A 24,190-nucleotide genomic window follows, 5' to 3' on the forward strand; every position below is an offset into this window, starting at 1 on the left:
TCACACGTCGATCTTCGAGAGCCGGCGGATCAGGACGAAGCCCAGCGTGAAGAGCCCGATGGCCACCAGCACGGCCGTCTGGCCGAAGAACGCGCCGGTCATCCGGTCCAGCGCGCCCGGCATCATCGTGTTCACGAGCAGCAGCGAGCCGAGCCCGATCACCGGTACCAGGTAGGCCGTCACGGTCACCTGGGAGAGCTGGGTGCGGACCTCGCGCCGCGTCTCCTTGCGCTGTTCCAGCGTCACGGTCAGGTTGCGCAGGCTGCCGACGATCGCGCCGCCCGCCCGCGCGGACAGCACCAGCGTCGAGACCAGTACGACCAGTTCCCGCGAGGGCAGCCGTTCGGCGATCTCGCCCAGTGCCTCGTCGATGGAGTGGCCGACGGCGAGGCGGTCGGCGACCCGCGAGAGCTCCTCGCCCGCCGGGGCCTCCAGCTCCTCCGCCGCTATGGCGATGGCCGTACGCAGGGCCAGCCCGGCCTGGGTGGCGTTGGCGAGGATGCGGGCGAGCTCGGGCAGCTGGTTGATGAAGCGCTCACTGCGCCGGGCCCGCTGCCAGTTGAGGTAGGCGTCGGCCGCCCACAGGCCGATCAAGCCGGCCACCGGGCCGAAGAACGGGGCCAGGAAGCTGGCCGCGACGAGCCACACCCCGGCCACCGACATCAGCACGTAGACGAAGAACTCGCCGGGGGTGAGGTCCAGGCCGGTCACGGCAAGCTTCAGCTCGATCCGTTTGCCGAGTGCGGTCCGGCGCAGCCGCCGGTCCACGCCGGGGAAGCGGCGCCGGCGGCCCGTCGGCTCCGGTGCGCCGTCGGCGGCGAGGCGTTCGACGAGAGCGGCGCGCTGGGCGCGGCCGGCGGCGTACGCCTGGACTCCCGCGACCACGAGGACGCAGGCCAGCAGGGTGACGCCGAGGGTGAGGAGGATCAGTGGGTTCACAGGGCGGTCCGGGTGATGCGGGTGGCGAGCTGGTCGTCGGACATGGCGACCCCGAAGGCCTGGGGGATCGGCTGGTTGTTCATGTAGAGGCGGTCGGCGATCCGGCGCGGCAGCGGGTAGTACTCGAAGTACCCGTGGACGCGGCCGTCGGCGCCCATCGGCTGGGCGGCGAACCGGCAGACGGTGGTGATCCGGAAGGGTTCGCGCCCGTGCGAGTCGAGGATGGCGATCTCGGTGAGGCGGCGTGAGCCGTCGCCGAAGCGGGTCAGTTGGACGACCACGTTCACGGCGCTGTTGATCTGGTCCTGGAGGGCCTCGAAGGGGACCTCCACCTCGGACATGGAGGCCAGGGTCTGCAGGCGCATGAGCGCGTCCTCGGCGCTGTTCGCGTGGACGGTGGCCAGGGAGCCGTCGTGGCCGGTGGACATCGCCTGGAGCATGTCGAGGGTCTCGCCGCCGCGGACCTCGCCGACGATGATGCGGTCGGGGCGCATGCGCAGGGAGTTGCGTACGAGGTCGCGAATGGTGATGCGGCCCTTGCCCTCCACGTTCGCCGGACGGGATTCGAGGCGGATGACGTGGGCCTGCTGGAGCTGGAGCTCGGCCGAGTCCTCGATGGTGATGATCCGCTCGCCCTCCGGGATCAGCCCGGAGAGGGCGTTGAGGAGCGTGGTCTTGCCGGTGCCGGTGGCCCCGGACACGATGACGTTCATCTTCGCCTGGACCAGCCCGGACAGCAGCAGGAGCATCTGCTCGTCCAGTGAGCCGAGGCCGATCATCTCGTGCAGGGTGAAGGCGCGCGGGAAGCGGCGGATCGTGAGGGTGGCGCCGGTCAGGGAGAGCGGCGGGATGATCACGTTGACGCGCTCGCCGCTGGGCAGGCGGGCGTCGACCATCGGATTGGCCTCGTCCACGCGCCGGTTGACGGTGGAGACGATGCGCTCGATGGTCTGCATCAGCTGTTCGTTGGAGGCGAAGCGCAGCGGCAGCTGTTCGACCCGGCCGGCGCGCTCGACGAAGATCTGGTCCGGTCCGTTGACCATGATCTCGGAGATCGAGGCGTCTTCGAGGAGCGGTTCGAGCACGCCGAGGCCGAGCGCCTCGTCCACGACCCTGCGGATCAGCTGCGCCCGCTCGACGGTGGACAGGACCGGGCCCTCGCGGCTGATGATGTGCCCGAGTACGCGCTCCAGCCGGGCGCGGCGCTCGGCGGGCGCGAGCGCCGACATCTCGGCGAGGTCGATCTCCTCCAGCAGCTTCGCGCGGTACGCGGAGACCAGCCGGCCGTCCTCGCGCGGACTGTGCCGGTCGTCGGGGGTGTTGACGCGGGAACGCAGGCTCATGGTGCGCTCACCCCTTCGGATCGTCGTTGGGCATGACGGCCGTGGCCGTGGCCGGGTCGATGGAGAAGCCCGGCACGATGGACTTGATCGGGATGCTGACCTTCACGGTGACCGCGTCGGAGTTCGAGGCCACGTGGACCGTCGGGTCCAGGCCGGAGCTGATGGCCGCCGTCCCCGCCGCCGACCCCGCACCCGGGTTGCGGGCCTCCACCCGTGCGGCGGTGCGCGCGGCGGTCTCGGCCTGCTGGTGGACGTAGCCCGCCCAGCCGAGCTGGATCCCGCAGAGCGCGACGAACAGCAGGATCGGGACGAAGCCGATGTACTCCAGGGCCACTTGGCCCCGGTCACGGCCCCGGTCACGGTCCCGGCCGCCGTCCACGTCCCGTATCCGGTCTCGGTACCGCTTCACTCGTCCTCCTTCGCGGAGCCGCCCTCGCCCGTGATCGGCATGCCGATGTCCAGGCCGGGGAAGAAGACCGGGAGGTTGAGCTGCACGGTCGCCTTGTAGACGTCCCCCGACTCCCCGCAGATCACCTTCATGCGCCAGGCACCCCCGATGTGCCGGCCCGCCGCGTCCGTGCACGCCCCGTCCCCGTGCACCGCGCCCACCCGGGCCGCCTCGTCCGCCGCGTTGCCCGCCAGGGAGAACGCGTACCCGATCAGTACGCACTCCCACACCGCCGCCACGAGCAGCAGGATCAGGGGCACCATGCCGACGAACTCGACCGCCACCTGGCCGCGGTCGCGCCGGGCGGCCCGTACGGGTCCGCGCGCGGGCATCCGTCAGCCCTCCCGGCCCCGGCGCAGCCGCGCCACCGGGCCCGCGGCCCGTATGGCCAGGGCGGCGCCCGGGGCTCCCGCGGCGGCGGCCTCGGGCTGTTCCCCGGACGGGGAAACCAGCAGGCCCAGTTCGCCCGCGAGCGTCCACAGCGCCTGCTTGACGCTGGAGCGGTTGTCGAGGTCCTGCACCCGGCCGGCGTCCACCACCGCCTGGAGCTCCTTGAAGGCCGCGGGCACCGGGGTCCGGGTGGCCCGGGTCTTCGTGATCTTCTCGATCAGGGAGGGCTGGATCTCCGTGTGCTTGCTCCAGCGGTTGACCACCATCGCGGTGTCCTCGGCCTTGCGCACCTGGAGCCGCTCCCACATCCGCACCAGCCGCTTGGCCGCCCGTACGGAGACCACGTCGGGGGTGGTGACCAGGACGGCCACGTCCGCCGTCTCCACGGCCGCCGCGTTCGCGCCGGTCACCTGGGAGCCGCAGTCGATGACGACGAGCTCGTACCGGCCGCGCAGGGCGGCGACGATGTGCCGGGCGGCGCGCTCGTCGACCTCCTCGCCCCGCTCGCCCTCCGCGGGGGCCAGCAGCAGTGCGAGCCCGGTCCGGTCCTCGTACACCGCGTCCTGGAGCACCCGGGGGGAGATGTCGTGGATCCCGGCGAGGTCGGCGATGGAGCGCCGGAACTGCACGTCGAGGTAGGAGCCGACGTCGCCGGCCTGGAGGTCCATGTCGACCAGGGCCGTACGCCGCCCCGAGGCGGCCGCGGCCAGCGCGAACTGCACGGCGGTGAAGGTGGTGCCGACGCCGCCCTTGGCCCCGGCGACCGTGACCACCTTGCCGCCGGGGCCCGTGAACACGTCGGCTCCCCGGCCCAGGTGGCGGCGTACGCCCACGGACCACTGGGCGGCGGCCTGGACGCGGGCGGCGAGCTCCTCGTAGGCGAGCGGCAGCCCGATCACCCCGCGGGCGCCCGAGTCCATGGCGGCGGAGAACACCGCCGGCCCGGCGTCCGAGGAGACCAGCACCACGCCCACGGCCGGGAAGCGGAGGGCGACCTCGCGGATGAGGTCGAGTGCGGGCACCGGCCCGATCCGCTCGTGTACGAGGACGACCTCGGGCAGTTCGTCGATGGACTCGGCGGCCAGCCGCCCCAGCGTGTCGAGCAGGGTGGTGGAGTCGGGGACCGGGGCGCCCGGCTCGGCGGCCGGGAGCTGGCTGAGGAGGGTGGAGATGGCGCGGGCGGCGTCCGGGTCGGCGGCCGCGGGGAGGATTCGGGTGGTCATCCGGGCCTCACTTGTCCCCGTCGAGGGTGTACGTGCGGTCGCCCGGGCCGGGCGCGGAGTCGGTGCCGGGGGCCACCAGGGCCAGGCGCACGTGCTCCGCGAAGGACTCGGCGTACGCGACGCGCTGGGTGTCCTTGGTGTTCAGGGCGAAGGTGATCGGGACCGCCTCGGCGGGGCCCTTCTTGTCGCTGTCCTTGTCGAGGGCGGTGAGTCTGCCGACGTTCAGGACGCGGGCGTTGGCCACGATGATCACCGAGCGGGAGGGATCGGACTCCTTGGCCCCCTTGAAGGTGGCGATGATGTTGACCTTGGCGCCCGAGTAGATCTTGCCGGCCACGCCCGTCGACGCGTCGATCATGATCGCGATCTCCTGCTCCCCGGGCTGGAGCTGCGGTTTGTCGACGAACATGTCCGACTGGAGCAGCGAGCCCTTGCGCAGGGTGGTGAGCGCGATCTTGTCCTTGAGCCGGCCGAGGTCGGTGACGGCGGTGTCGGACAGCCAGCGCTTGGGGATGGAGACTTCCTCGAACTGTCCCGCCGACAGCGGGCTGTACGGCGGGATGTCGCCCTTGGCGCGGTAGGCGGTGACCTCGGCCCCGACCTTGGAATTGACGTCGCCGATCACCACGAGGACCCCGCCGAACGCCGCGAGGGCGCACAGGGCCGACAGGAGCAGCAGGATGACGCCGCGGCGCTGGCGTGAGTTCATGGGCCGTACTACCTCGCCGTTCTTCGATCGGTCAGCCGGTCAGTGTCTTGGTCTGGGGGCGCCGGCGAAGGCCGGCGGTGTCGCGTGCTCCCCGGTCCCGGCCGGCGGCGGGGCGGCCAGGGGAGCGGCGCAGAAGCCGCAGCGGTCGCCGATCAGTTCGAGGCCGCACCAGTGGCACTGCTCGCGGCGGACGGAGGCGACCAGCTGGTAGAGCACGGAGGGGTCCGGGATGGCGGCGGCGAACTCGACCAGCTTCGCCGTGGCCCACCACGCGGGGGAGTCGGCGGGGAGCGGGTTCTCCATCACGCCCTGGACCCGCCAGGCGGGGGCGAGTTCGGCCGTGACCCAGTCGGAGGAGAGCTGGCCGCGCGCGAAGGTCAGGTGGGTGGCGTACGCCGGGCCGGGCGGCAGCGCGGAGCCCCCGGCGTGCGCACCGCCCCCGCCGGAGCCGGTCAGCCTGGCCAGGTGCGGGGTCGGGTGGGCCAGTACGGCGAACTGGGCGCTCGGCGACCAGGAGCGGGCGTGCGCCTTGAGGCTCACCGGGACCCGGTCCAGTTTGGCGACCGATCCCAGGAGCGCCCCGGCGTGGATGTAGTGGGACAGCAGCCGGGCCGCGGAGGCGATGATCCCGGGACTGAAGTCGCAGACGCTGAGCTGGCGCAGCTGACGTACCAGCAGGGCGGTGGCCAGCGGGGGCAGATCGACGTCGAGGAGGGCGATCCGGTCGGTCTCCAGGATGGCCCGTACGGTGTGCAGCCGCTGGACGGTCGCGGTCGGCAGCCAGGGCGGCACGACGGCCACGAGGTGGCCGTGGCGCTCCAGCAGGGCGCTCGTCTCGGCGAGAGCCCCCGCGAGGTCGAGCTGTCCGGGCGGGTGCAGGACGACGGCCGGCGGTGTGTGCCGGTCGGGGGCCGGAAGCACCAGATCGGCGCTGGTGACGGCAATGGCGGTCGGCACGCGAATCCCCCTGTTCACCCCGTACGCCCCATACGTCGGCGCCGACGTCACGTACGCGCACCCCTGCGCGACCGCAAACGATCGGCGTCCTTCCCCCTTGCCCCAGCACCATATCCGCGTCGTCCCTGGCGGGGCAGGGCCTTGGTGATTCCCGTGCCGGCGGCCCCGGTCACAGGTGGCGGGAAACCCGGACATCCGGGATCGGACGGCCGATCAATTCAAGCCACATTGCAAAGAGCCTTGACAGGAAGATTGGTCTGGACCAACTTGGGGCCCACGCCGTGACGTTCCCATCGGGCCTCCCCCACCCAGGGCCCCGGGCGCGTTCGTTCACCTGTTCCACCTCCCCCTTCACATCCCCTTCTCCCCCCACGGAGACCACGTGAACCGCATACGCTCGCTCGCCCTGCTGGGCGCCGCCACCCTGACCGCAGGCGGGCTGACCGCCCTCGCCGCCGGCACCGCGCAGGCCGCCGACGTCAACGTCGTCCGCAACGGAGGCTACGAGTCCGGTCTGGCGAACTGGACCTGCACCTCCGGGAGCGGGGCCGTCGTCTCCTCACCAGTCCACGGCGGGGCGGCCGCCCTCAAGGCCACCCCGGCGGGCCAGGACAGCGCGCAGTGCAGCCAGACCGTCACGGTCAAGCCGAACTCGACGTACACGCTCAGCGAGCAGGTGCAGGGCTCGTACGTCTACCTCGGCGTGACCGGTACCGGCACGCAGGACGTGTCCACCTGGACCCCCGGCTCGGGCGGCGGCTGGCAGCAGCTCTCCACCACCTTCACGACGGGCGCGAACACCACCCAGGTCACCGTGTGGACGCACGGCTGGTACGGGCAGCCGGCCTACGTCGTCGACGACTTCAGCGTCTTCGGCCCGGACGGGGGCGGCGGCACCGACCCGGGCCCGTCCGTCCCCGGCGCCCCGGGCGGGAGCGCCGTTTCCGGCCAGAGCGCGAACGGGCTCACCCTTTCGTGGAACGCGGTCGGCGGAGCGACCGGCTACCACGTCTATCAGGACGGCGTCCGCGTCACGACCGTGACCGGATCCCCCGCCCAGATCACCGGGCTCGCCGCGGCCACCTCGTACTCCTTCCAGGTGAGCGCGTACAACGCGGCCGGCGAGGGCCCGAAGTCGGCGGCGGTGACCGGCACGACGACCGGCGGCGGCAACCCGAACCCGAACCCCTCGGTGCCCAGGCACGCCCTGACGGGCTACTGGCAGAACTTCAACAACGGCGCGACCGTCCAGAAGATCTCCGACGTCCCGTCCCAGTACGACATCATCGCGGTCTCCTTCGCCGACGCCACGACCACGCCCGGGGCCATCGCCTTCAACCTCGACTCGGCGGGCCTCGGCGGCTACACGGTCGCGCAGTTCAAGGCCGACATCGCGGCGAAGAAGGCGGCCGGCAAGTCCGTCGTCCTCTCCGTCGGCGGCGAGAAGGGCACCATCTCGGTCAACGACTCCGCCTCCGCGAACAACCTGGCGAATTCGGCGTACGCGCTGATGCAGGAGTACGGCTTCGGCGGGATCGACATCGACCTGGAGAACGGCCTCAACCCGACCTACATGACGCAGGCGCTGCGCTCGCTGTCCGCCAAGGCCGGCTCCTCGCTCGTCATCACGATGGCCCCGCAGACGATCGACATGCAGTCGGCGGCGGGCGGCTACTTCAAGACGGCGCTGAACATCAAGGACATCCTGACCGTCGTCAACATGCAGTACTACAACAGCGGCTCGATGCTCGGCTGCGACGGCAAGGTCTACTCGCAGGGCTCGGTGGACTTCCTCACCGCACTGGCCTGCATCCAGCTGGAGGGCGGGCTCGACCCCTCGCAGGTGGGCATCGGCGTACCGGCCTCGCCGAGCGGCGCGGGCAGCGGGTACGTCTCCCCGACCGTCGTGAACAACGCCCTGGACTGCCTGGCCAGGGGCACGAACTGCGGCACCTTCAAGCCGTCGCGGACCTACCCGGGGCTGCGCGGGGCGATGACCTGGTCGACCAACTGGGACGCCAAGGCGGGTGGCGCTTGGTCCAACTCGGTGGGTCCGAAGGTTCACGCCCTGCCGTAGGCGGTACGTGTGGGGGTGGCCGTCCCGGCGGACGGCCGTCCGCCGGGCCGCCCGCCCGGCGGATCTGGCCGGAATGAAGTCCTTGACCGGGACATGCCATGAGAGCACGCTGTGCGCGTCCGCACGGCTACCCCCACACTCCCACCCAGGAGAACGCATGCGGCTCCACACACGAGGCAGGGCCGCCGTCACGGCGGCCCTGCTCGCTCTCGCGCTCGGTGCGCCCGCCTACGGCATGAGCGCGACGGCGGCCCCGCCCCCGACCCCCTCGACGGCCACGCAGGACGAGGCGATCGTCCAGTACGAGGTCAAGGGCCCGGCCACCGCCGCCGAGCGCACGGCCCTGCTCCGTACGGGCGTCTCGATCGACGAGGTCGACGCCCGCTCGGTCGTCGTCAGCGCCGACCCCATGCAGGCCAGGGAGCTGCGCGCACTCGGCTACAAGCTGACCGCGCTGCCCGGGCCGCCGGACCGCTCCGAGCGGGGCGTCGCGGCGAGCCCGATGGACTTCCCGTCCAAGGACTCGATGTACCACAACTACGCCGAGGCCAGCGCGGAGATCGACCAGCGCATCGCGCAGTACCCCTCGATCATGAGCAAGAAGGTGATCGGGAAGTCGTACCAGGGCCGGGACATCGTCGCCATCAAGATCAGCGACAACGTCGCCACCGACGAGAACGAGCCCGAGGTGCTCTTCACGCACCACCAGCACGCCCGCGAGCACCTGACCGTCGAGATGGCGCTCTACCTGCTCAAGGAGTTCGGCTCCAAGTACGGCACCGACTCGCGGATCACCGACATGGTCAACGGCCGCGAGATCTGGGTCGTGCCGGACCTCAACCCGGACGGCGGCGAGTACGACATCGCGACCGGCTCGTACCGCTCCTGGCGCAAGAACCGGCAGCCGAATTCCGGCTCCTCGTACGTCGGCACCGACCTGAACCGCAACTGGGACTACAAGTGGGGCTGCTGCGGCGGCTCCAGCAGCAGCAAGAGCTCCGAGACCTACCGCGGGGCGGCCGGCGAGTCGTCCCCCGAGGTGAAGGTGGTCGCGGACTTCGTGCGCAGCCGCGTGATCGGCGGCAAGCAGCAGATCACCGCCTCGATCGACTTCCACACGTACAGCCAGCTGGTGCTGTGGCCGTTCGGGTGGACGTACAACGACACCGCGCCGGGCCTGACGGCGGACGACCTCGCCGTCTACAAGACCATCGGCACGAGCATGGCCCGCAGCAACGGCTACACGCCGGAGCAGTCGAGCGACCTGTACATCACGGACGGGACGATCGACGACTGGCTGTGGGGCAACCAGAAGATCTTCACGTACACCTTCGAGATGTACCCGTCCGAGTCCGGCAGCGGGGGCGGCTTCTACCCGCCGGACGAGGTGATCGAGCGGGAGACGGCGCGCAACCGCGACGCCGTGCTCCAACTGCTGGAGAACGCGGACTGCATGTACCGCTCGATCGGGAAGCAGGCGCAGTACTGCACGTGAGCCGACGGCACGGGCCGGGCCCGTGAGCCGGGGCGCCTCACCGCCAGGGGGGCGCCCCTCGCCGTGCCCGCCGCCTCATCCGAGGACGGCGAGCGCGTCGATCTCGACGAGGAGGCCGGCGGGCAGGCCCACGTAGACCGTGGTGCGGGCGGCCGGGGCCTCCTTCAGGCCCTGCTGCTCGAAGTAGGCGTCGTAGAGCTCGTTCATCTCGGCGAAGTGGCCGGTGTCGGTCAGGTAGACGCGGATCATCATCACGTCGTCCCAGCCCGCGCCGCCGGCCTCCAGTACGGAGCGGACGTTCTCCAGCGTCTGGAGGGTCTGCTCGCGCAGGGTCGGGCCGGCGGGGGTGGGCGCCTGGCCGTCCACGTGCGGGAGGAAGCCGACCTGGCCGGCGACCTGGAGGATGTTCCCCTTGCGCACGCCGTGCGAGAAGCGGGCCGGCGGGGTGGTGTGGGTGTCGGGGGTGATGGCGGTCTTCTCGGTCACGGGGTGTCCTCGTCGTGGTGTGGGGCGAGCGGGGAGCCGGAGTACTCCCGGCTGATGGTCTCGGCGGTGCGCCGGACCAGGGGGAGCAGTTCGAGGAGTCCCTCGGCGCTGACGACGACGCTGGGCGCGGAGACGGACAGCGCCGCGACGGCCCGCCCGTCCGGTCCGCGCACGGGCGCGCCGAGGCAGTTGACCGACTCCTCGTGCCCGCCGAGGTCGGCCGCCCAGCCCTGTTCCCGTACGAGGGCCAGCTCGCGCAGGAAGGCCTGCGCGTCCGGGGTGGAGCGGGCGGTGTGGCGGGGGTATTCGATGCGCTCGGCGAGGGCCCGCCGCTCGGCCTCGGGGAGGTCGGCGAGCAGCAGCTTCGCCACGGCGGCGACGGTGAGGGGGACGGGCCGGCCGATGCGGGAGTACATGCGGACGGGGTAGCGGCTCTCGACCTTGTCGATGTACACGACCTCGTCGTCCTGGTGGAGGGCGAGGTGCACGGTGTGGCCGGTGAGGCGGTTGAGCTCGACGAGGTGGGGGTGGGCGACGGTGCGGACGTCGAGGTTCTCCACGGCTTCGGCGGCGAGCGCGAAGAGCTGGGCGCCCAGGCGGTGGCGGCCGTCGGGCTGGCGGTAGACGAAGCCGTGCTCGTGCAGGGTGCGCAGGAGGCGCAGCGCGGTGCTCTTGTGCACGCCGAGCTCCTCGGCGACCTCGCCGAGTCCCGCCGGACCCCGCGCGAGCAGCGGCAGGATCCGCAGCGCCCGCTCCACCGACTGGCTCACGCCGTCTCCTCCCGTGCCGCCGCCGTCCCACGGCCGTCCCGGCCTCAGCGGCCGTCCCGGCCGTCACCGCCGCCCCGGCCGTCCGGAACCGGTGCACGAGGCCGGCCGTTGACCCCTCGTACGCAGGATGCTAGACAGCAAGCGGCACAACACGCAACGGGTGTTGCAGCAGGTGCAACACGAGGAGGAATCCGCATGGGCAGCGACGCAGTCCGACGGCTCGCCGACGAACCGCTCGACCACCGGTTCAAGGGGCTGCCGCCCGACGCCGGGCGGGCGGGCCTCACCGTCGGGCAGCTGGCCGCCGAGAAGCGGAACCTGTACGCCGGCGGGTTCACCACCCCGGTCCTGACCCTCGACGCCGAGGCGCTGGAGCACAACCTCACCGCCCTCGGCGCGTACGCCGCCCGCCACGGCCTCGCCTTCGCCCCGCACGGCAAGACCTGCATGGCCCCGCAGCTCTTCGAGCGCCAGCTGGAGCACGGCGCCTGGGGCATCACCGCCGCCGTCCCCCACCAGGCCCGCGTCTACCGCGCCTTCGGCATCCGGCGGATCTTCCTCGCCAACGAGCTCGTCGACCCGGCGGCGCTGCACTGGGTGGCGGACGAGCTCGCCGCCGACCCCGGCTTCCGCTTCGTCTGCTACGTCGACTCGGTCCGCGGGGTCGAGCTCATGGACCGGGCCCTGCGGGGGCGCTCCCAGGTCGTCGACGTCGTCGTCGAGCTCGGGGCCGGCGAGGGCGCCCGCACCGGCGCGCGGACCGACGAGGACTGCCGGGCCGTCGCCGACGCCGTGGCCGGGGCGGCCACCCTGCGCCTGGTCGGCATCGCCGGGTACGAGGCCGAGGTCCCCGGCGCCGACCCGGAGTCCGTGCACGCGTACCTGCGCCGGCTCACGGGACTGGCCGTCGAGTTCGACCGGGCCGGGCGCTTCGCCGCCGATCTCGACGAGATCGTCGTCAGCGCCGGCGGCTCCGCCTGGTTCGACGCCGTCGCCGACGTGTTCGGCGGGCTCCCGGAGCTCTCCCGGCCGGTGCTCAAGCTGCTGCGCTCCGGTGCGTACGTCTCCCACGACCACGGCTGGTACACCCGCCTCACCCCCTTCAACCGGGTCCCGGAGGAGGGCGGCCTGCGCCCCGCCTTCCGGCTGTGGACGCAGGTCGTCTCCCGCCCCTCCCCCACGCAGGCCTTCGTCAACGCCGGCAAGCGCGACATCGCGTACGACCTCGGACTGCCCGAGGCCGAGCTGGTGCGCGACGCGCTGACCGGCGAGGAGCGCCCGGCCGCCGGGGTCCGCGTGGTCAAGCTGTCCGACCAGCACGCCTGGCTGGAGACCGAAGCGGAAGGGGACGTGCGGGTCGGCGACTGGGTGGCGCTCGGGATGTCCCACCCGTGCACGATCTTCGAGAAGTGGCCGCTGATCCCGGTGGTGGAGGCGGACGGAACGGTCACCGACTACGTCCGCACCTTCTTCTAGGCGGGTCGGGCCGAGCCGGTGGACCTGGTCATCCGCGGGGCCCGCGTCGTCGACGGCACGGGCGGGCCCTCGTACACCGCCGACGTGGGGGTCCACGAGGGCCGGATCGCCGAGATCGGCCGGATCCGCTCCGGCGGCCGGCACACCGTCGACGCGCACGGGCTCGTCCTGGCGCCCGGCTTCGTCGACATGCACGCGCACAGCGACCTCGCCCTGCTGCGCGATCCGGACCACAGCGCCAAGGCGGCGCAGGGCGTGACCCTCGAAGTCCTCGGCCAGGACGGGCTCTCGTACGCGCCGGTCGACGACCGCACGCTCGCCGAGGTCCGGGCGGCCATCACCGGCTGGAACGGCGCGGGCGAGGACATCGCGTTCGACTGGCGGGACGTGGGCGGGTACCTGGACCGGCTCGACCGCACCGGCATCGCCGTCAACGCCGCCTACCTCGTCCCGCAGGGCACCGTCCGCGCGTACGCCCTCGGCTGGGAGGACCGCCCCGCGAGCCCCGCCGAACTCGACCGGATGCGCACCCTCGTCGCCGAGGGCCTCGCGCAGGGCGCGGTCGGCATGTCGTCCGGGCTCACGTACACCCCCGGCATGTACGCGTCCGGCGCCGAACTGACGGAGCTGTGCCGGGTGGTGGGCTCGTACGGCGGCTACTACTGCCCGCACCACCGCTCGTACGGGCGCGGCGCCCTGGCCGCGTACGCGGAAATGGTCGGGCTGGCCCGGGAGGCCGGATGCGCGCTGCACCTGGCGCACGCCACCATGAACTTCGCGGAGAACGAGGGCCGGGCCGGGGAGCTGCTGGCCCTCCTCGACGAGGCCCTCGCCGCCGGGGCCGACATCAGCCTCGACTCCTACCCGTACACCCCCGGCTGCACCACCCTGGTGGCGCTGCTGCCGAGTTGGGCGAACGAGGGAGGACCGCGGGCCGTGCTCGCCCGGCTGCGCGACGACGCCGAGTCGCAGCGGATCCGGCACGCGCTGGAGGTGACCGGGGCGGACGGCTGCCACGGCGTCCCCGTCGACTGGGCGACGATCGAGATCGCGGGGACGGCGGACCCGGCGCACGGGTCGTACGTGGGCACGCGCCTGCGGGACTGGGAGAGCGCCCGGCGGCTGCTGCTGGCGGACCGGCTGGGGCCGACGGTCCTCCAGCACGTCGGCCACGAGGAGAACGTCCGGGCGATCATGCGGCATCCCGTCCACACCGGCGGCTCCGACGGCATCCTCCAGGGCGCGAAACCGCATCCGCGGGCGTACGGGACCTTCCCGCACTACCTGGGCCACTACGTGCGCGAGCTCGGGGTGCTCTCGCTGGAGGAGTGCGTGGCCCATCTGGCGGGCCGTCCGGCGGCCCGGCTGCGGCTGGCGGACCGGGGGTTGGTGCGGGCCGGGTACCGGGCCGATCTCGTGCTGTTCGATGCGGACACGGTCGCGGCCGGGTCGACGTACGAGAACCCGCGCGTCCTGCCGAGCGGCATCCCGCACGTGCTGATCGACGGCCGGTTCGTGATGCGGGACGGGCACAGGACGGAGGTCCTGGCGGGGCGTTCGGTCCGCAGGACCCCCCACCGGGGCCGCTGAACGCCGCCGCGGGTCCGGGCCGGAGGGGGGTGCGGGCCGTCCGCCTACGATGGGCGGCATGCTCGCCTTTGTCCCCGCCGCGCTCTTCTTCGTCCTCTTCTGCGTGAGCGTGCGGGAGGACCGCCGGCGCTTCCGCAACGCGGTCCTCCTGGGCCTCACCCTCATGTTCGGGTCGATCGGCCTGCTGCTGCGGATACCTGAACTGCCGTCACCGCTGGACGCGATCGCCGTGCTGCTGGTGCTGGTCGTGCCGACGCTCGGCACGCTCGTCCTCGGCGGCTACCTGATCCGCAACGGTCTGACGATGCTCCGCAAGGAGGGGCGCAGTCCGACCAACATGCTCTCCATGGGGGCGGGCCTGGGGATCTTCGCGCTGATCGCGCTGGTCCTCGGGGTGGCGGGGCGGGGCAACCGGGTCGCGGACACGCTGGTGGCGGGGCTGGTCATGCTCGTCGGCTACGTCTCCTTCCTCTTCCTCTGCTTCCTCGCCTACGCCTTCCTCTACGGGCGGATCACGGTGCGCGGCGACGTCGACTACGTGGTGGTGCTGGGCTCCGGGCTCATCTGCGGGGAGCGGGTGTCCCCGCTGCTGGCGTCCCGGCTGGAGAAGGGCCGGCAGATCCACGCCGCCCAGGAGGCCCGGGGCGGCCGGATCCCGGTGCTGCTGGTCTCGGGCGGGCAGGGCACGGACGAGAAGCTCTCGGAGGCGCGGGCGATGGCCGACTGGCTGATCGCGCGGGGCGTCGCGGAGGAGCGGATACGGCTGGAGGACCGCTCGACCACGACGAGGGAGAACCTCGCCTTCAGCCGGACGATCATGGCCGGTGCGGACCCCGGCTACCGGTGCGTGGTCGTCACCAACAACTTCCACGCCTTCCGCGCCGCGATGACGGCCCGCACGGCCGGGGTCAACGGCCAGGTGCTCGGCTCCCCGACGGCCACGTACTTCTGGCCGAGCGCCACGCTGCGCGAGTTCGTCGCGGTGTTCTGGGAGCACAGGACCGTGAACCTGAGCATCTGCGCCGGGATAACGGCCGTGACGGCCCTGGCGGCCGTCGCCTCGGCCTAGGACGACACCTCCTGGGCGGCGATCGGAGGTGTCCCCGGGGGCCGGAGGCCGTGCTCGTCCCGCCGTGGGTACGAGCCCGATGTGCGTTCATGGCGATGTCGCCGGAGGATGAGGGGACCGGTGGCATGGAAACCGGGGGCATTTCCGAGGAGGTATCCCGATGGACAGTGAATCGGGCCAGCAGCCCAATCGGCCGGCCAAGCTCTTCAGCGGCGGGGAACGGCCGTACGACCCCGAAGACCTCGTGATGGTGCAAGGCATGGAGCCGACTCCGGAGCGGCTCGAAAAGGCGCGCCAGCTGATCGAGAAGGAGGGTCCGCAGGTCATCGAGCGCTACCTGCCCTAGGGGCGGACGGCCCCCTGGCGGGACGGTGACACGCAGGAAGCTGCTGGTGGCCCCGGGCCGGGGGCGGTGTTCCCGGGCCGGAGCCGCGAGGGCCGCGGCGGCGATCGCTTCGGCCCGACCACGCACCCGTGGCGCCTGCCGAAGTACGGGCGCGCCTCGGCCGCATCCGGAATCGGTGAAGGATCGTTAAGCCGCGCGGGGGGTCTGATTTCGGAGGCGCCGCCATGCAGACGATCACCATCGACTGGGACCACCCCACCGACCCGCGCCGGAGCCGCGAACGGGACCACGTGCGGGACTACGTGACCACCGGCGGGCTCGACGGCCACCTGTGGCACGGGGTCCCCACGCTCCTGCTCACCACGCTCGACCGCGCCACGGGCCGGACCGCCCGGACCCCGCTGATCTACGTGGAGGACGCGGGCCGCCACGTCGTGCTCGCCGCCGACTGGGGCGCCGCGGAGCACCCGGCCTGGTACCGGAACCTGACCGCCCACCCGGAGGTCCGCCTCCAGGTCGGTGCGGCCGTCTTCCAGGCCACGGCCCGCACGGCGTGCGCCGTGGACCGCGAGATGTACTGGCCGGCGATGACGGCCCTGTGGCCCCTCTTCGACGACTACCAGGCGTCCGCCTCCCCCCGCGAGATCCCCCTGGTGATCATCACCCCGTAGCCCCGGCGGCGTCCGGGCCCGTGATCAGGCGTGGTCGTAGACGGTGACGGCCACGCCCCGGGCGCACAGGGCCTCGGTGACCAGCGGCTCGACGCGGGACCACTTGCCCCCGGCGAGACCGCAGCCGATGCGGGGCATGTGGACCGAGGCGTCGAGCGCGAGCGCGTGCCCGCCCAGCGCCGCCAGGCAGCGCGCCAGCGCGTCGTAGCGGATGGGCGGGCCGCCGCTGCCCGTGCGTATGCCCCGCTGGGCGACCATGTTGGCCACCCACGTGTCCGGGCGCACCTGGACCAGCCGGACCGCGCCGAGGCCGAAGTCGTTGCCGCTGCGGCCCCGGTGCCAGGCCCGGAAATCCTTCTCGGGCCCGGGCCAGCGCTTCGAGAGCGCCAGTACGAAGCCCTTCCCCCAGCCGCCGATGTCGTTGCAGACGTGCGCGATGATCTTCGGCCCCTTGGCCTGCGGGCCCGTCGCGTCCCCCGCGATGATCCGAAGCTGCTCCATGTCCCGCCCCTTTCCCCCGCCCGCGACCCTACGGGCGGCCACTGACAACGGTGCCGTTGTCGGTGGGACCGGGCGTCCGGCGGCTACAGGTATTCGCGGGCGAATTCCATCGCCCATTCCACCGCCGCGATCGGAACGCTGCCCGACAGGGGGTCGATGGTCAGCCGGGCGCCCTCCCAGCCCTGGCCGTGCTCGCGGTGGATCGCGAAATGCGCCTCCTCGACCTCCTCGACTCCCCCGGCACCCTCGCCGCCCGCACCGGCTTCGCCCGCCTCGGCGCCCTCCACGCGCCGCGGTGCGACCAGGAACTCGATCGCCCGGTCGTCCCCGTCCGTGCCCACCGTGCTGATCGCCATGTCACCGACCATGAATTCCACCGCTGTGCCCCCGCCTTCCCGCGCCTCCGGCCTGCCGTCCGGGCAAGCCTGCGCCGCGGCGGCGCCACGGCGCATGAGTGCGCGTACTCATGCCCGTACTCAGGCCCCGTACGCACCCCGTGGCACCCCCCGTGCGCACCCCCCGACGTGACGAGTGCAACACCGCGGATCCGGCGCCGCCCGGATTCACCCATTCCGCAGGTCGCAGCGGGTCGGTGCCCGCCGTTTCCAAGGGCGGACCGGGCCACCACCGTCCCATCATGCGAAACGGGACATATCCCTCCCCCACTCCTGTCCGGAATACCTCGGCGCGGCGGCGGCCCGGCCCGTAAGCTCCCGTCATGCAGGTGATCCAGTCAACGAAACTCGCCAACGTCTGCTACGAGATCCGCGGGCCCGTGCTCGAAGAGGCCATGCGGCTCGAAGCAGCAGGTCATCGCATCCTCAAGCTGAACACCGGCAACCCCGCGGCCTTCGGCTTCGAGTGCCCGCCGGAGATCCTTGAGGACATGCTCCGCAACCTGGGCAACGCCCACGGGTACGGGGACGCGAAGGGGCTGCTCTCCGCGCGCCGCGCGGTCATGCAGCACTACCAGACCAAGGGCATCGAGCTGGACGTCGAGGACATCTACCTCGGCAACGGCGTCTCCGAGCTGATCCAGATGTCGATGCAGGCGCTGCTCGACGACGGCGACGAGGTGCTGGTCCCGGCGCCGGACTACCCGCTGTGGACCGCCTCCGTCAGCCTGGCCGGCGGCACCGCCGTGCACTACCGATGCGACGAGCAGTCCGACTGGATGCCGGACCTCGCCGACATCGAGCGCAAGGTCACCGACCGCACCCGCGCGATCGTGATCATCAACCCGAACAACCCGACGGGCGCCGTCTACGACGACGAGATGCTGCGCGGACTCACCGACATCGCGCGCCGCCACAACCTGATCGTCTGCTCGGACGAGATCTACGACCGGATCCTCTACGACGGCGCCACGCACACGAACACCGCCGCCATCGCGCCCGACCTGCTCACGCTCACGTTCAACGGGCTCTCCAAGAACTACCGCGTCGCCGGCTACCGGGCCGGCTGGATGGCGGTCTGCGGCCCCAAGAAGCACGCCTCGTCGTACATCGAGGGCCTGACGATCCTGGCCAACATGCGGCTGTGCGCGAACATGCCCTCGCAGCACGCCGTCGCGACCGCCCTCGGCGGCCGGCAGTCGATCAACGACCTGGTCCTGCCGGGCGGGCGGCTGCTGGAGCAGCGCGACACGGCGTACGAGCTGCTGACGCAGATCCCCGGCATCACCTGCGTGAAGCCGAAGGGGGCGCTGTACCTCTTCCCGAAGCTGGATCCGGCCGTCTACAAGATCAAGGACGACCGCCAGATGGTCCTCGACCTGCTGCGGTCCGAGAAGATCATGGTCGTGCACGGTACGGGCTTCAACTGGCCCGAGCCCGACCACTTCCGCATCGTGACCCTGCCGAACGCCAAGGACCTGGCGGACGCGGTGACCCGGATCGGGAAGTTCCTGGACGGGTACGGCCAGCCGTAGCGGGCCCGCCGGCACTCATCTCCGGATCAAGGACAACTTTAGAACGGATCCAATGTAGGATGGCCTCCTGACCACGCAGGAGGCCTCCTCATGTACGAGCCGATCCGCACGAAGCCGGTCGTCCACCGCGTGGGCGGCCACCACTCCGACAACCACGCGGGATACCCGCACAGCAGCCGCGCCGAGGCGCTGGACACCCAGCTGGCCGGGCACCTGGCGGCCCTGCTCGCCGTCACCGACGAGCTCGGCCTCGACGGCGCCGCCGCGCGGATCGCCGCGCAGGTGACGCGACTGCGGGGCGCCGAGCCGGCGCGGGCGGCCCGCGCCGGCACCGCGGATGCCGGCGAGCTCGCCGCCGTGCACCAGCGGGCCCACGACCTGGCCGGGCGGGCGCTGGTCGTCGCCGCGTCCCGCGCCGACACCACCGTCGCGATCCTCGCCGCCGAGCGGATGGACGCGCACGCCGCCGCGCTGAGCCTGGCCGGCAGCCACTGATCGGCCCCGGTCCGGGGCCGCGGAGGCTCCGGACCGGGTGCCATGCCCCCGGCCGGGCGGGGTTCGGGGTCCTCTTCCCCGCCCCGCCCCGCCCTTCCGCCGTTCCCGGGGGCCGTGCCGCCCCGGACCCCGCGCCTCACGCGCCGGCGGGGCCGGGCTGGAACTCCGCCGCCGCGATCCCGCACCAAGGCGTCGCCGCCGCCGGCCAGATCGGGCCCAGCGCCTCCGCGTGCTCCGTGGCGGCCGGGACCACGTTCGGGAGTTTCACCAGGGCCTGGGGTGCGCGGGCGGCGGCCGGGTCCGCCGTGGCGCGCTCGCGGAACTCGACCGTGACCAGATAGGCGCCCGGGCCCTCGGGGCGGCCCGAGACCTCCACCGTCGCCACCACGCGGCGGCTCCCGGGATCGATCCGGCAGCCGGTGACCCGTACGTCCTCCACCGCCGGCCGCGGCGGCGCCGCGCCCGGCTCTCCGCTGGCCCACACGTACAGGCCCAGCGGGGCGAACACCAGCAGGCCGGCCAGCACCGTCAGTCCCACCGCCCAGCCCTGCCACTTCAACGCGCTCACGCCCATGGGACGATCCTCCCGGCCCGCCGCCCCGCCTGCCAGCACCGGCCGATCCACACAGCATTTCGAAGTGGGACCGCCTGGACACCTGACGTTCATTCAACTTGACGCGGAATGTGGGTTTCCGCGAGCACGCTGCACCCGTGAGACGCATCCTGGGAATCGCACTGGCGGTCCTCCTCCTCGGCGGCGTGATCGTCGTCGCGCTCGCCGGAGGAAAGGACAAGCCGGCCACGGCAACGAAGACCGTGAAGGGCGTCATCGGATCCGAGAAGTCCGAATACTTCCGGGACCCTGACGTCGTCAAAGCCCTTGCCGACAAGGGCTACACCGTGAAGACCGAAACGTCCGGCTCCTGGGCGATGGACCAACTCGCCCTCAAGGAGTTCGACTTCGCCTTCCCCAGCAGCAGCGAGCCCGCACCGGAGATCGAGGCCGCGGCCGGCGTCAAGGGGGCCCAGACCACCAAGCCGTTCTTCTCCCCGCTCGTGGTCATCGCCCGCTCCAACGCCGCCAAGGTGCTCGTCGACAACGGCCTCGCCACGACGAACGGAAAGAACTCGGGGACCCTCCTGATGGGCCCCTACCTCAAGGCGGCCTCCGAGGACCGCAAATGGCAGCAGCTCTCCGGCTCCGCCGCCTTCGCCGAGCTGACCGGCACGGTGTTCATCAAGACCACCGATCCGACGACCTCCAACTCCGGGGCGCTGTTCCTGGCCGCCACCTCCAACGTCGCCAATGACAAGACGGTGGTCTCCGACGACGCCGGGATCGACCGCACCGCGCCCCTGATGCAGAAGCTGATCCGCGTCCAGGGCGCGCTGGAGCCGAGCACCGACGACCCGTTCCGGGCCTTCATCTCCGGCAGCGGCGAGCCGCTCATCCTGGCGTACGAGTCCCAGGTGGCCTCGCTGCTCCAGCAGAAGCAGGCTCCGGGCGAGATGGTCGTGCTCTACCCGGACACCACCGTCAACTCCCCGCACACCTTCGTGCCGATCAGCGAGAACGCCAAGGAGCTCGGCTCCCTCCTCGCCAACGACCCGAAACTGCGCGAGCTGGCCGTCCGGCACGGGTTCCGGCCGCAGAACGGCGTGCCCGAGTTCACCGCGGCCACCGCCTCGCACGCCGCGTACCTCAACCCGGAGCTGACCGGCATCCGCCAGGTCAGCGCACCGACCGTCAAGATCCTCATGGCGCTTGCCGCGCGCGCCAAGGGCTAGGGGGGACACCTCACATGACTCTGACACCACCCGAGGAGAGCCCGCTCGTCCTCACCGCCCCCGAGCCCGTCGCCCCCGTCAAGCGGGAGCAGGCCTCGGGCCTCGTCCCGCTCCAGGACGGGGTGCGCGAGGAGATGGCCCGCCGGGCCGGGGAGTACGTCGGCTCGCTCGCCGGGGTCGACACCCGCTCCCCCGAGTTCGCGAGCCGGATCGGGGAGATTTCCGGACTCGGCGCCGGCGACATCCGCAGCGCCGCCCAGCAGTCCAACCGGATGCTGGACCGGGCCGTACGCTCGCTCGGCTCCGACGGGGGCGGCGACGCCCAGGCCCGCGTCGCGGGCTCCCTGGTCGAACTGCGCCGCACCGTCGAGGACCTCGACCCGCGGGACACGCCCGCCAAGGGGGCCCGCAGGCTGCTCGCGAAGCTGCCGGGCGGCAACCGGTTCCGCGACCACGTGGCCAGGTACGCCTCCTCGCAGGCCACACTGAACGGCATCGTGGGCTCGCTGCGCGGCGGCCAGGACGAGCTGCGCCGCGACAACGCCGCCCTGCACACCGAGCGGGCCCGCCTGTGGGAGACCATGGGCAAGCTCCAGGAGTACGCCGTCCTCACCGAGGCCCTGGACACGGCCGTGGAGGAGCGGATCACCGAGACCGGCCACACGGATCCGCAGGCGGCCGACGTGATGCGCGCCGACCTGCTCTTCCCGGTCCGGCAGAAGCACCAGGACCTGCTGACCCAGCTCGCGGTGTGCGCGCAGGGCTATCTGGCGATGGACGTGGTCCGGCGCAACAACGACGAGCTGATCAAGGGCGTCGACCGGGCCGCCACCACCACCGTGTCCGCGCTGCGGATCGCCGTGATGCTGGCCTCGGCCCTCGACAGCCAGCGCAAGGTGATCGAGCAGGTCAACGCCCTGAAGGGCACGACCGAGGACCTGATCCGCGGCAATGCGGACATGCTGTCCACGCAGAGCGGCGAGATCCAGCGGATCGCGGCCGATCCGGCGGTGGGCGCGGAGACGCTGCGCACGGCGTTCGCGCAGATCTACGAGACGCTGGACGCGATCGACACGTTCAAGGCGCAGGCGACCGAGAACATGGCCGCCACCGTCGAGTCCCTGACCGGGGAGCTCCGGACCGCCTCGGCCCATCTGGCCCGTACGCGCGTCTCCGGTGTGCTGGAGGGTGGGGAGCGATGAGCGTTCGCAGCGCGTCGGTGCGCAGAAGACTGGCAGCGGCGGTCGCGCTCGCCGCGACCCTGCTGGGGGCCTCGGCCTGCGACTCCGGCTCTCCGGATCCGGCGAAGCCGACCCGGTCGACGTACCAGGAGGGCAAGCTGCGCGTGCTGGCCTCCAGCGAACTGGCCGACATGGAGCCGGTGCTGAAGGCGGCGAAGGCCGCCACGGGGGTCAGCGTCGAGCTCACCTGGTCGGGAACCCTGGACGCGGCCGAGCAGGTGGCCTCGGGGAAGGCCGACGGCAAGTACGACGCCATCTGGCTGTCCTCGAACGACTATCTGCGGCTGCGTCCGGAGGCCGCCGGGAAGCTCAGCAGCGAGACGCCGGTGATGTCCTCGCCGGTCGCGCTGGGCGTACGGGCGGACGCGCTGGCCCGGCTCGGCTGGAAGCCGGAGGAGGTGACCTGGTCGGCGGTGCACGAGGCGGTCGCCGCCGGGAAGCTGACGTACGGGATGACCGACCCGGTGCGCTCCAACTCCGGTTTCTCCGCCCTGATCTCGGTGGCCTCCGGGCTGTCGGGCGCGCAGGCGGCGCTGACCGACGCGGACGTGAAGGCGGCGCAGCCCAAGCTGAAGGAGTTCTTCGCCGGGCAGAAGCTGACCTCGGGCTCCTCCGGCTGGCTGGCCACGGCGTACGCCAAGCGCGGGGACGTGGACGCGCTGGTGAACTACGAGTCCGTGCTGCTGTCCATGAACCGGGACGCGAAGACGGACCTGACCGTGATCCGGCCGCGCGACGGGGTGGTCACCGCGCACTACCCGCTGACCCTGCTGACCTCGGCCCCGACCGGGGCCCGCGAGTCGGGGCGGGCGCTGACCGACTACCTGAGCGGGGCCGAGGCGCAGAAGGCGATCACCGAGAAGACCTTCCGCCGGCCGGTCGCGGCCGGGGTGCAGCCGGCGGCCGGGCTGAACGCGGACAAGCGGCGCGAGCTGCCGTTCCCGGGCACCCGCCCGGTCGCGGACGGGCTGCTGGCCTCGTACGAGAACGAGCTGCGCCGGCCCTCGCGGACGGTGTACGTGCTGGACACCTCGGGCTCGATGGAGGAGGACGGCCGCATCGGGCGGCTGCGCTCGGCGCTCACCGAGCTGACGGGGACGGGCGATTCGGGGACCGGGCAGCGGTTCCGGGACCGCGAGGAGGTGACGCTCCTGCCGTTCGGCGACAAGGTGAAGAAGGTGCTGACGCACGTGGTCGAGCCGGGCAATCCGGGGCCCGCGCTGGACGCGATCCGCAATGACGTGAAGTCGCTCCAGCCGGAGGGGGGTACGGCGGTGTACGGCAGCCTGAAGGCCGCGTACGAGCACCTGGGCAAGGGCAACGCCGACGCGTTCACCTCGATCGTGCTGATGACGGACGGGCAGAGCGGCGACAAGGCGAAGGACTTCGACTCCTTCTACGCCGGGCTGCCGGACGCACAGAAGCACACGCCGGTCTTCGCGGTGCTGTTCGGGGACTCGGACCGCAAGGAGCTCGCCCACATCGCCGAACTGACCGGCGGACGGCTCTTCGACGCCACCAGTGGCAACGGTTCGCTGGACGGAGCCTTCGAGGAGATCCGTGGCTACCAGTAGATCCCTCGCGAGAGCGCTCGGCGCGCGTCTCCTCACGTACGCGGAGTCGAAGAAGAACCTGGCCGGCAGTGCCTGCGGGGTGGTAGGGCTGGGCCTGACCGTCACCGGGGCGGCGGGCACGTACTGGCCGGTGGTCGTGGCCGGGCTGTACGGCGCGGGCGCGCTGATCGCCCCGCCTGAGCGGCCGGCCCCGCCGCCGCCCGGGGGCCCCACCGAGCAGCTGAACGACATACGGGAGCGGTTCGGGCGGCTGCGGGAGTACGTGGCCGAGGTGGACCTGCCGGATCCGGCCGACGGCCGGCTCGGGGAGCTGATGGACCTGTACGGGGCGCTGCTGGAGCCGGGGTGGGTGGCCGGTGTGCTGGCAGCCGACCCGGAATCGGTGCACGCGCTGTCGCGGGCGATCGAGCTGGACGTGCCGGAGTGCGTGGACACCTACAACCGCACCCGCTGGTGGACCCGGCTCACCCCGGGCGGGGAGTCTCCGGAGCGCCACCTGGAGCGGCAGCTCTCGCTGCTGTACGAGGAGGCGGAACGCCTGACGGCGGACCTCCGCGAAGCAGAGGCCCGCCGTCAGCAGACGCACACGACCTACCTGGAGGAGCGCGGACAACACTCCTGACAGGGATCCGGTCGGTGCTGCGGTGGGAACCGCTTGGTCGGGGGCTCCCA

At 72.2% G+C, this 24,190-nt stretch carries 25 protein-coding genes; 13 read left to right on the top strand and 12 right to left on the bottom strand.

Annotation, left to right across the window (positions count from 1 at the left end; all coding sequences use genetic code 11):
* Genes ACFYXV_RS03615 through ACFYXV_RS03645 form a run of 7 tightly spaced genes read right to left on the bottom strand, consistent with a single transcriptional unit; the run spans window position 1 to window position 6,009 of the window.
* On the bottom strand, window positions 1–939 hold the full coding sequence (locus ACFYXV_RS03615) for a type II secretion system F family protein (RefSeq protein ID WP_383492177.1): 939 nt from the start codon (window positions 937–939) through the stop codon (window positions 1–3).
* Window positions 936–2,282, bottom strand: coding sequence for a CpaF family protein (locus ACFYXV_RS03620; RefSeq protein WP_383340897.1), 1,347 nt, complete (start codon window positions 2,280–2,282; stop codon window positions 936–938). Before ACFYXV_RS03620 ends, ACFYXV_RS03615 begins: the two co-directional genes overlap by 4 nt.
* A 7-nt stretch (window positions 2,283–2,289) precedes the next feature.
* Window positions 2,290–2,691, bottom strand: a complete 402-nt coding sequence (locus ACFYXV_RS03625) for a TadE/TadG family type IV pilus assembly protein (protein WP_389381924.1) — start codon at window positions 2,689–2,691, stop codon at window positions 2,290–2,292.
* A complete protein-coding gene (locus ACFYXV_RS03630; protein ID WP_389381926.1) occupies window positions 2,688–3,062 on the bottom strand; it encodes a TadE/TadG family type IV pilus assembly protein in 375 nt (124 codons plus the stop codon). The genes ACFYXV_RS03625 and ACFYXV_RS03630 overlap by 4 nt, the downstream gene beginning before the upstream one ends.
* 3 nt (window positions 3,063–3,065) lie before the next feature.
* Entirely contained in the window at window positions 3,066–4,343 is a 1,278-nt protein-coding gene (locus tag ACFYXV_RS03635; protein ID WP_389381928.1) for a CpaE family protein, read from the bottom strand.
* A 7-nt stretch (window positions 4,344–4,350) separates the two neighbouring features.
* Entirely contained in the window at window positions 4,351–5,052 is a 702-nt protein-coding gene (cpaB, locus tag ACFYXV_RS03640; protein ID WP_383340909.1) for a Flp pilus assembly protein CpaB, read from the bottom strand.
* Window positions 5,053–5,091: 39 nt separating this feature from the next.
* Complete coding sequence (locus ACFYXV_RS03645) at window positions 5,092–6,009, bottom strand: hypothetical protein (protein WP_389381929.1); 918 nt, start codon at window positions 6,007–6,009, stop codon at window positions 5,092–5,094.
* A gap of 382 nt (window positions 6,010–6,391) precedes the next feature.
* Here ACFYXV_RS03645 and ACFYXV_RS03650 point away from each other — a divergent pair, with 382 nt between their 5' ends.
* Together ACFYXV_RS03650 and ACFYXV_RS03655 are read left to right on the top strand one after the other, a co-directional pair.
* Window positions 6,392–8,086: a chitinase gene (locus ACFYXV_RS03650; protein ID WP_389381930.1), complete on the top strand. Its 1,695-nt coding sequence runs from the start codon at window positions 6,392–6,394 to the stop codon at window positions 8,084–8,086.
* A gap of 157 nt (window positions 8,087–8,243) precedes the next feature.
* The gene (locus tag ACFYXV_RS03655) at window positions 8,244–9,581 is read left to right on the top strand and encodes a M14 family metallopeptidase (protein ID WP_385465386.1); all 1,338 of its coding nucleotides are present in this window, start codon (window positions 8,244–8,246) and stop codon (window positions 9,579–9,581) included.
* A 75-nt stretch (window positions 9,582–9,656) separates the two neighbouring features.
* On the opposite strand, the gene ACFYXV_RS03660 is transcribed toward ACFYXV_RS03655, so the two are convergent.
* Window positions 9,657–10,067 (bottom strand): RidA family protein, encoded by a 411-nt coding sequence (locus ACFYXV_RS03660; protein ID WP_385465383.1) that lies wholly within the window; start codon window positions 10,065–10,067, stop codon window positions 9,657–9,659.
* On the bottom strand, window positions 10,064–10,837 hold the full coding sequence (locus tag ACFYXV_RS03665) for an IclR family transcriptional regulator (protein WP_385465380.1): 774 nt from the start codon (window positions 10,835–10,837) through the stop codon (window positions 10,064–10,066). Before ACFYXV_RS03665 ends, ACFYXV_RS03660 begins: the two co-directional genes overlap by 4 nt.
* A 195-nt stretch (window positions 10,838–11,032) precedes the next feature.
* Between ACFYXV_RS03665 and ACFYXV_RS03670 the strand changes: the two genes are divergently transcribed.
* The 5 genes from ACFYXV_RS03670 to ACFYXV_RS03690 all read left to right on the top strand — a co-directional run bounded on the left by ACFYXV_RS03670 (window position 11,033) and on the right by ACFYXV_RS03690 (window position 15,989).
* The gene (locus tag ACFYXV_RS03670) at window positions 11,033–12,313 is read left to right on the top strand and encodes an amino acid deaminase (protein WP_385465377.1); all 1,281 of its coding nucleotides are present in this window, start codon (window positions 11,033–11,035) and stop codon (window positions 12,311–12,313) included.
* A gap of 18 nt (window positions 12,314–12,331) precedes the next feature.
* Window positions 12,332–13,903, top strand: a complete 1,572-nt coding sequence (locus ACFYXV_RS03675) for an amidohydrolase family protein (protein WP_389381931.1) — start codon at window positions 12,332–12,334, stop codon at window positions 13,901–13,903.
* A gap of 58 nt (window positions 13,904–13,961) precedes the next feature.
* A complete protein-coding gene (locus ACFYXV_RS03680; RefSeq protein WP_385465371.1) occupies window positions 13,962–14,972 on the top strand; it encodes a YdcF family protein in 1,011 nt (336 codons plus the stop codon).
* 160 nt (window positions 14,973–15,132) lie between these two features.
* Window positions 15,133–15,318, top strand: a complete 186-nt coding sequence (locus ACFYXV_RS03685) for a hypothetical protein (protein WP_030159484.1) — start codon at window positions 15,133–15,135, stop codon at window positions 15,316–15,318.
* A 224-nt stretch (window positions 15,319–15,542) separates the two neighbouring features.
* Entirely contained in the window at window positions 15,543–15,989 is a 447-nt protein-coding gene (locus ACFYXV_RS03690) for a nitroreductase family deazaflavin-dependent oxidoreductase (RefSeq protein ID WP_389381932.1), read from the top strand.
* A 24-nt stretch (window positions 15,990–16,013) separates the two neighbouring features.
* Here ACFYXV_RS03690 and ACFYXV_RS03695 read toward each other — a convergent pair whose 3' ends face one another.
* Both ACFYXV_RS03695 and ACFYXV_RS03700 read right to left on the bottom strand, forming a co-directional pair.
* Window positions 16,014–16,490: a macro domain-containing protein gene (locus ACFYXV_RS03695; protein WP_385465365.1), complete on the bottom strand. Its 477-nt coding sequence runs from the start codon at window positions 16,488–16,490 to the stop codon at window positions 16,014–16,016.
* Between the two features lie 83 nt (window positions 16,491–16,573).
* The gene (locus tag ACFYXV_RS03700) at window positions 16,574–16,846 is read right to left on the bottom strand and encodes a hypothetical protein (protein WP_389381933.1); all 273 of its coding nucleotides are present in this window, start codon (window positions 16,844–16,846) and stop codon (window positions 16,574–16,576) included.
* A gap of 362 nt (window positions 16,847–17,208) precedes the next feature.
* Between ACFYXV_RS03700 and ACFYXV_RS03705 the strand changes: the two genes are divergently transcribed.
* Entirely contained in the window at window positions 17,209–18,420 is a 1,212-nt protein-coding gene (locus tag ACFYXV_RS03705) for a pyridoxal phosphate-dependent aminotransferase (protein WP_389381934.1), read from the top strand.
* A 90-nt stretch (window positions 18,421–18,510) separates the two neighbouring features.
* The gene (locus ACFYXV_RS03710) at window positions 18,511–18,915 is read left to right on the top strand and encodes a hypothetical protein (protein WP_385465359.1); all 405 of its coding nucleotides are present in this window, start codon (window positions 18,511–18,513) and stop codon (window positions 18,913–18,915) included.
* A gap of 136 nt (window positions 18,916–19,051) precedes the next feature.
* Here the strand turns inward: ACFYXV_RS03710 and ACFYXV_RS03715 are convergent, their stop codons facing one another.
* Window positions 19,052–19,483 carry a hypothetical protein gene (locus ACFYXV_RS03715; RefSeq protein ID WP_385465357.1) on the bottom strand — a complete coding sequence of 144 codons (432 nt, stop codon included), beginning with the start codon at window positions 19,481–19,483 and terminating at the stop codon, window positions 19,052–19,054.
* Between the two features lie 143 nt (window positions 19,484–19,626).
* On the opposite strand from ACFYXV_RS03715, the gene ACFYXV_RS03720 reads away from it, so the two are divergent.
* The 4 genes from ACFYXV_RS03720 to ACFYXV_RS03735 are packed head-to-tail and all read left to right on the top strand — an operon-like array spanning window position 19,627 to window position 24,140.
* On the top strand, window positions 19,627–20,703 hold the full coding sequence (locus ACFYXV_RS03720) for a hypothetical protein (RefSeq protein ID WP_385465354.1): 1,077 nt from the start codon (window positions 19,627–19,629) through the stop codon (window positions 20,701–20,703).
* 14 nt (window positions 20,704–20,717) lie between these two features.
* A complete protein-coding gene (locus ACFYXV_RS03725; protein ID WP_389381937.1) occupies window positions 20,718–21,905 on the top strand; it encodes a toxic anion resistance protein in 1,188 nt (395 codons plus the stop codon).
* The gene (locus tag ACFYXV_RS03730; RefSeq protein ID WP_389381938.1) at window positions 21,902–23,518 is read left to right on the top strand and encodes an extracellular solute-binding protein; all 1,617 of its coding nucleotides are present in this window, start codon (window positions 21,902–21,904) and stop codon (window positions 23,516–23,518) included. The genes ACFYXV_RS03725 and ACFYXV_RS03730 overlap by 4 nt, the downstream gene beginning before the upstream one ends.
* The gene (locus ACFYXV_RS03735) at window positions 23,505–24,140 is read left to right on the top strand and encodes a hypothetical protein (RefSeq protein ID WP_385465345.1); all 636 of its coding nucleotides are present in this window, start codon (window positions 23,505–23,507) and stop codon (window positions 24,138–24,140) included. The genes ACFYXV_RS03730 and ACFYXV_RS03735 overlap by 14 nt, the downstream gene beginning before the upstream one ends.
* The last annotated feature ends 50 nt before the right edge of the window (window positions 24,141–24,190 follow it).

Source organism: Streptomyces sp. NPDC002181 (assembly GCF_042890485.1).
Taxonomy (GTDB): Bacteria; Actinomycetota; Actinomycetes; order Streptomycetales; family Streptomycetaceae; genus Streptomyces.

What these genes read in the sequence shown, in the direction of transcription:
- ACFYXV_RS03690 (WP_389381932.1), top strand. Translation starts at nt 15,543, where the DNA reads ATGCAGACGATCACCATCGACTGGGACCACCCCACCGACCCGCGCCGG.
- ACFYXV_RS03635 (WP_389381928.1), bottom strand. Translation starts at nt 4,343, where the DNA reads ATGACCACCCGAATCCTCCCCGCGGCCGCCGACCCGGACGCCGCCCGC.
- cpaB (WP_383340909.1), bottom strand. Translation starts at nt 5,052, where the DNA reads ATGAACTCACGCCAGCGCCGCGGCGTCATCCTGCTGCTCCTGTCGGCC.
- ACFYXV_RS03695 (WP_385465365.1), bottom strand. Translation starts at nt 16,490, where the DNA reads ATGGAGCAGCTTCGGATCATCGCGGGGGACGCGACGGGCCCGCAGGCC.
- ACFYXV_RS03620 (WP_383340897.1), bottom strand. Translation starts at nt 2,282, where the DNA reads ATGAGCCTGCGTTCCCGCGTCAACACCCCCGACGACCGGCACAGTCCG.
- ACFYXV_RS03725 (WP_389381937.1), top strand. Translation starts at nt 20,718, where the DNA reads ATGACTCTGACACCACCCGAGGAGAGCCCGCTCGTCCTCACCGCCCCC.
- ACFYXV_RS03710 (WP_385465359.1), top strand. Translation starts at nt 18,511, where the DNA reads ATGTACGAGCCGATCCGCACGAAGCCGGTCGTCCACCGCGTGGGCGGC.
- ACFYXV_RS03700 (WP_389381933.1), bottom strand. Translation starts at nt 16,846, where the DNA reads ATGGCGATCAGCACGGTGGGCACGGACGGGGACGACCGGGCGATCGAG.
- ACFYXV_RS03655 (WP_385465386.1), top strand. Translation starts at nt 8,244, where the DNA reads ATGCGGCTCCACACACGAGGCAGGGCCGCCGTCACGGCGGCCCTGCTC.
- ACFYXV_RS03670 (WP_385465377.1), top strand. Translation starts at nt 11,033, where the DNA reads ATGGGCAGCGACGCAGTCCGACGGCTCGCCGACGAACCGCTCGACCAC.
- ACFYXV_RS03685 (WP_030159484.1), top strand. Translation starts at nt 15,133, where the DNA reads ATGGACAGTGAATCGGGCCAGCAGCCCAATCGGCCGGCCAAGCTCTTC.
- ACFYXV_RS03705 (WP_389381934.1), top strand. Translation starts at nt 17,209, where the DNA reads ATGCAGGTGATCCAGTCAACGAAACTCGCCAACGTCTGCTACGAGATC.
- ACFYXV_RS03730 (WP_389381938.1), top strand. Translation starts at nt 21,902, where the DNA reads ATGAGCGTTCGCAGCGCGTCGGTGCGCAGAAGACTGGCAGCGGCGGTC.
- ACFYXV_RS03680 (WP_385465371.1), top strand. Translation starts at nt 13,962, where the DNA reads ATGCTCGCCTTTGTCCCCGCCGCGCTCTTCTTCGTCCTCTTCTGCGTG.
- ACFYXV_RS03630 (WP_389381926.1), bottom strand. Translation starts at nt 3,062, where the DNA reads ATGCCCGCGCGCGGACCCGTACGGGCCGCCCGGCGCGACCGCGGCCAG.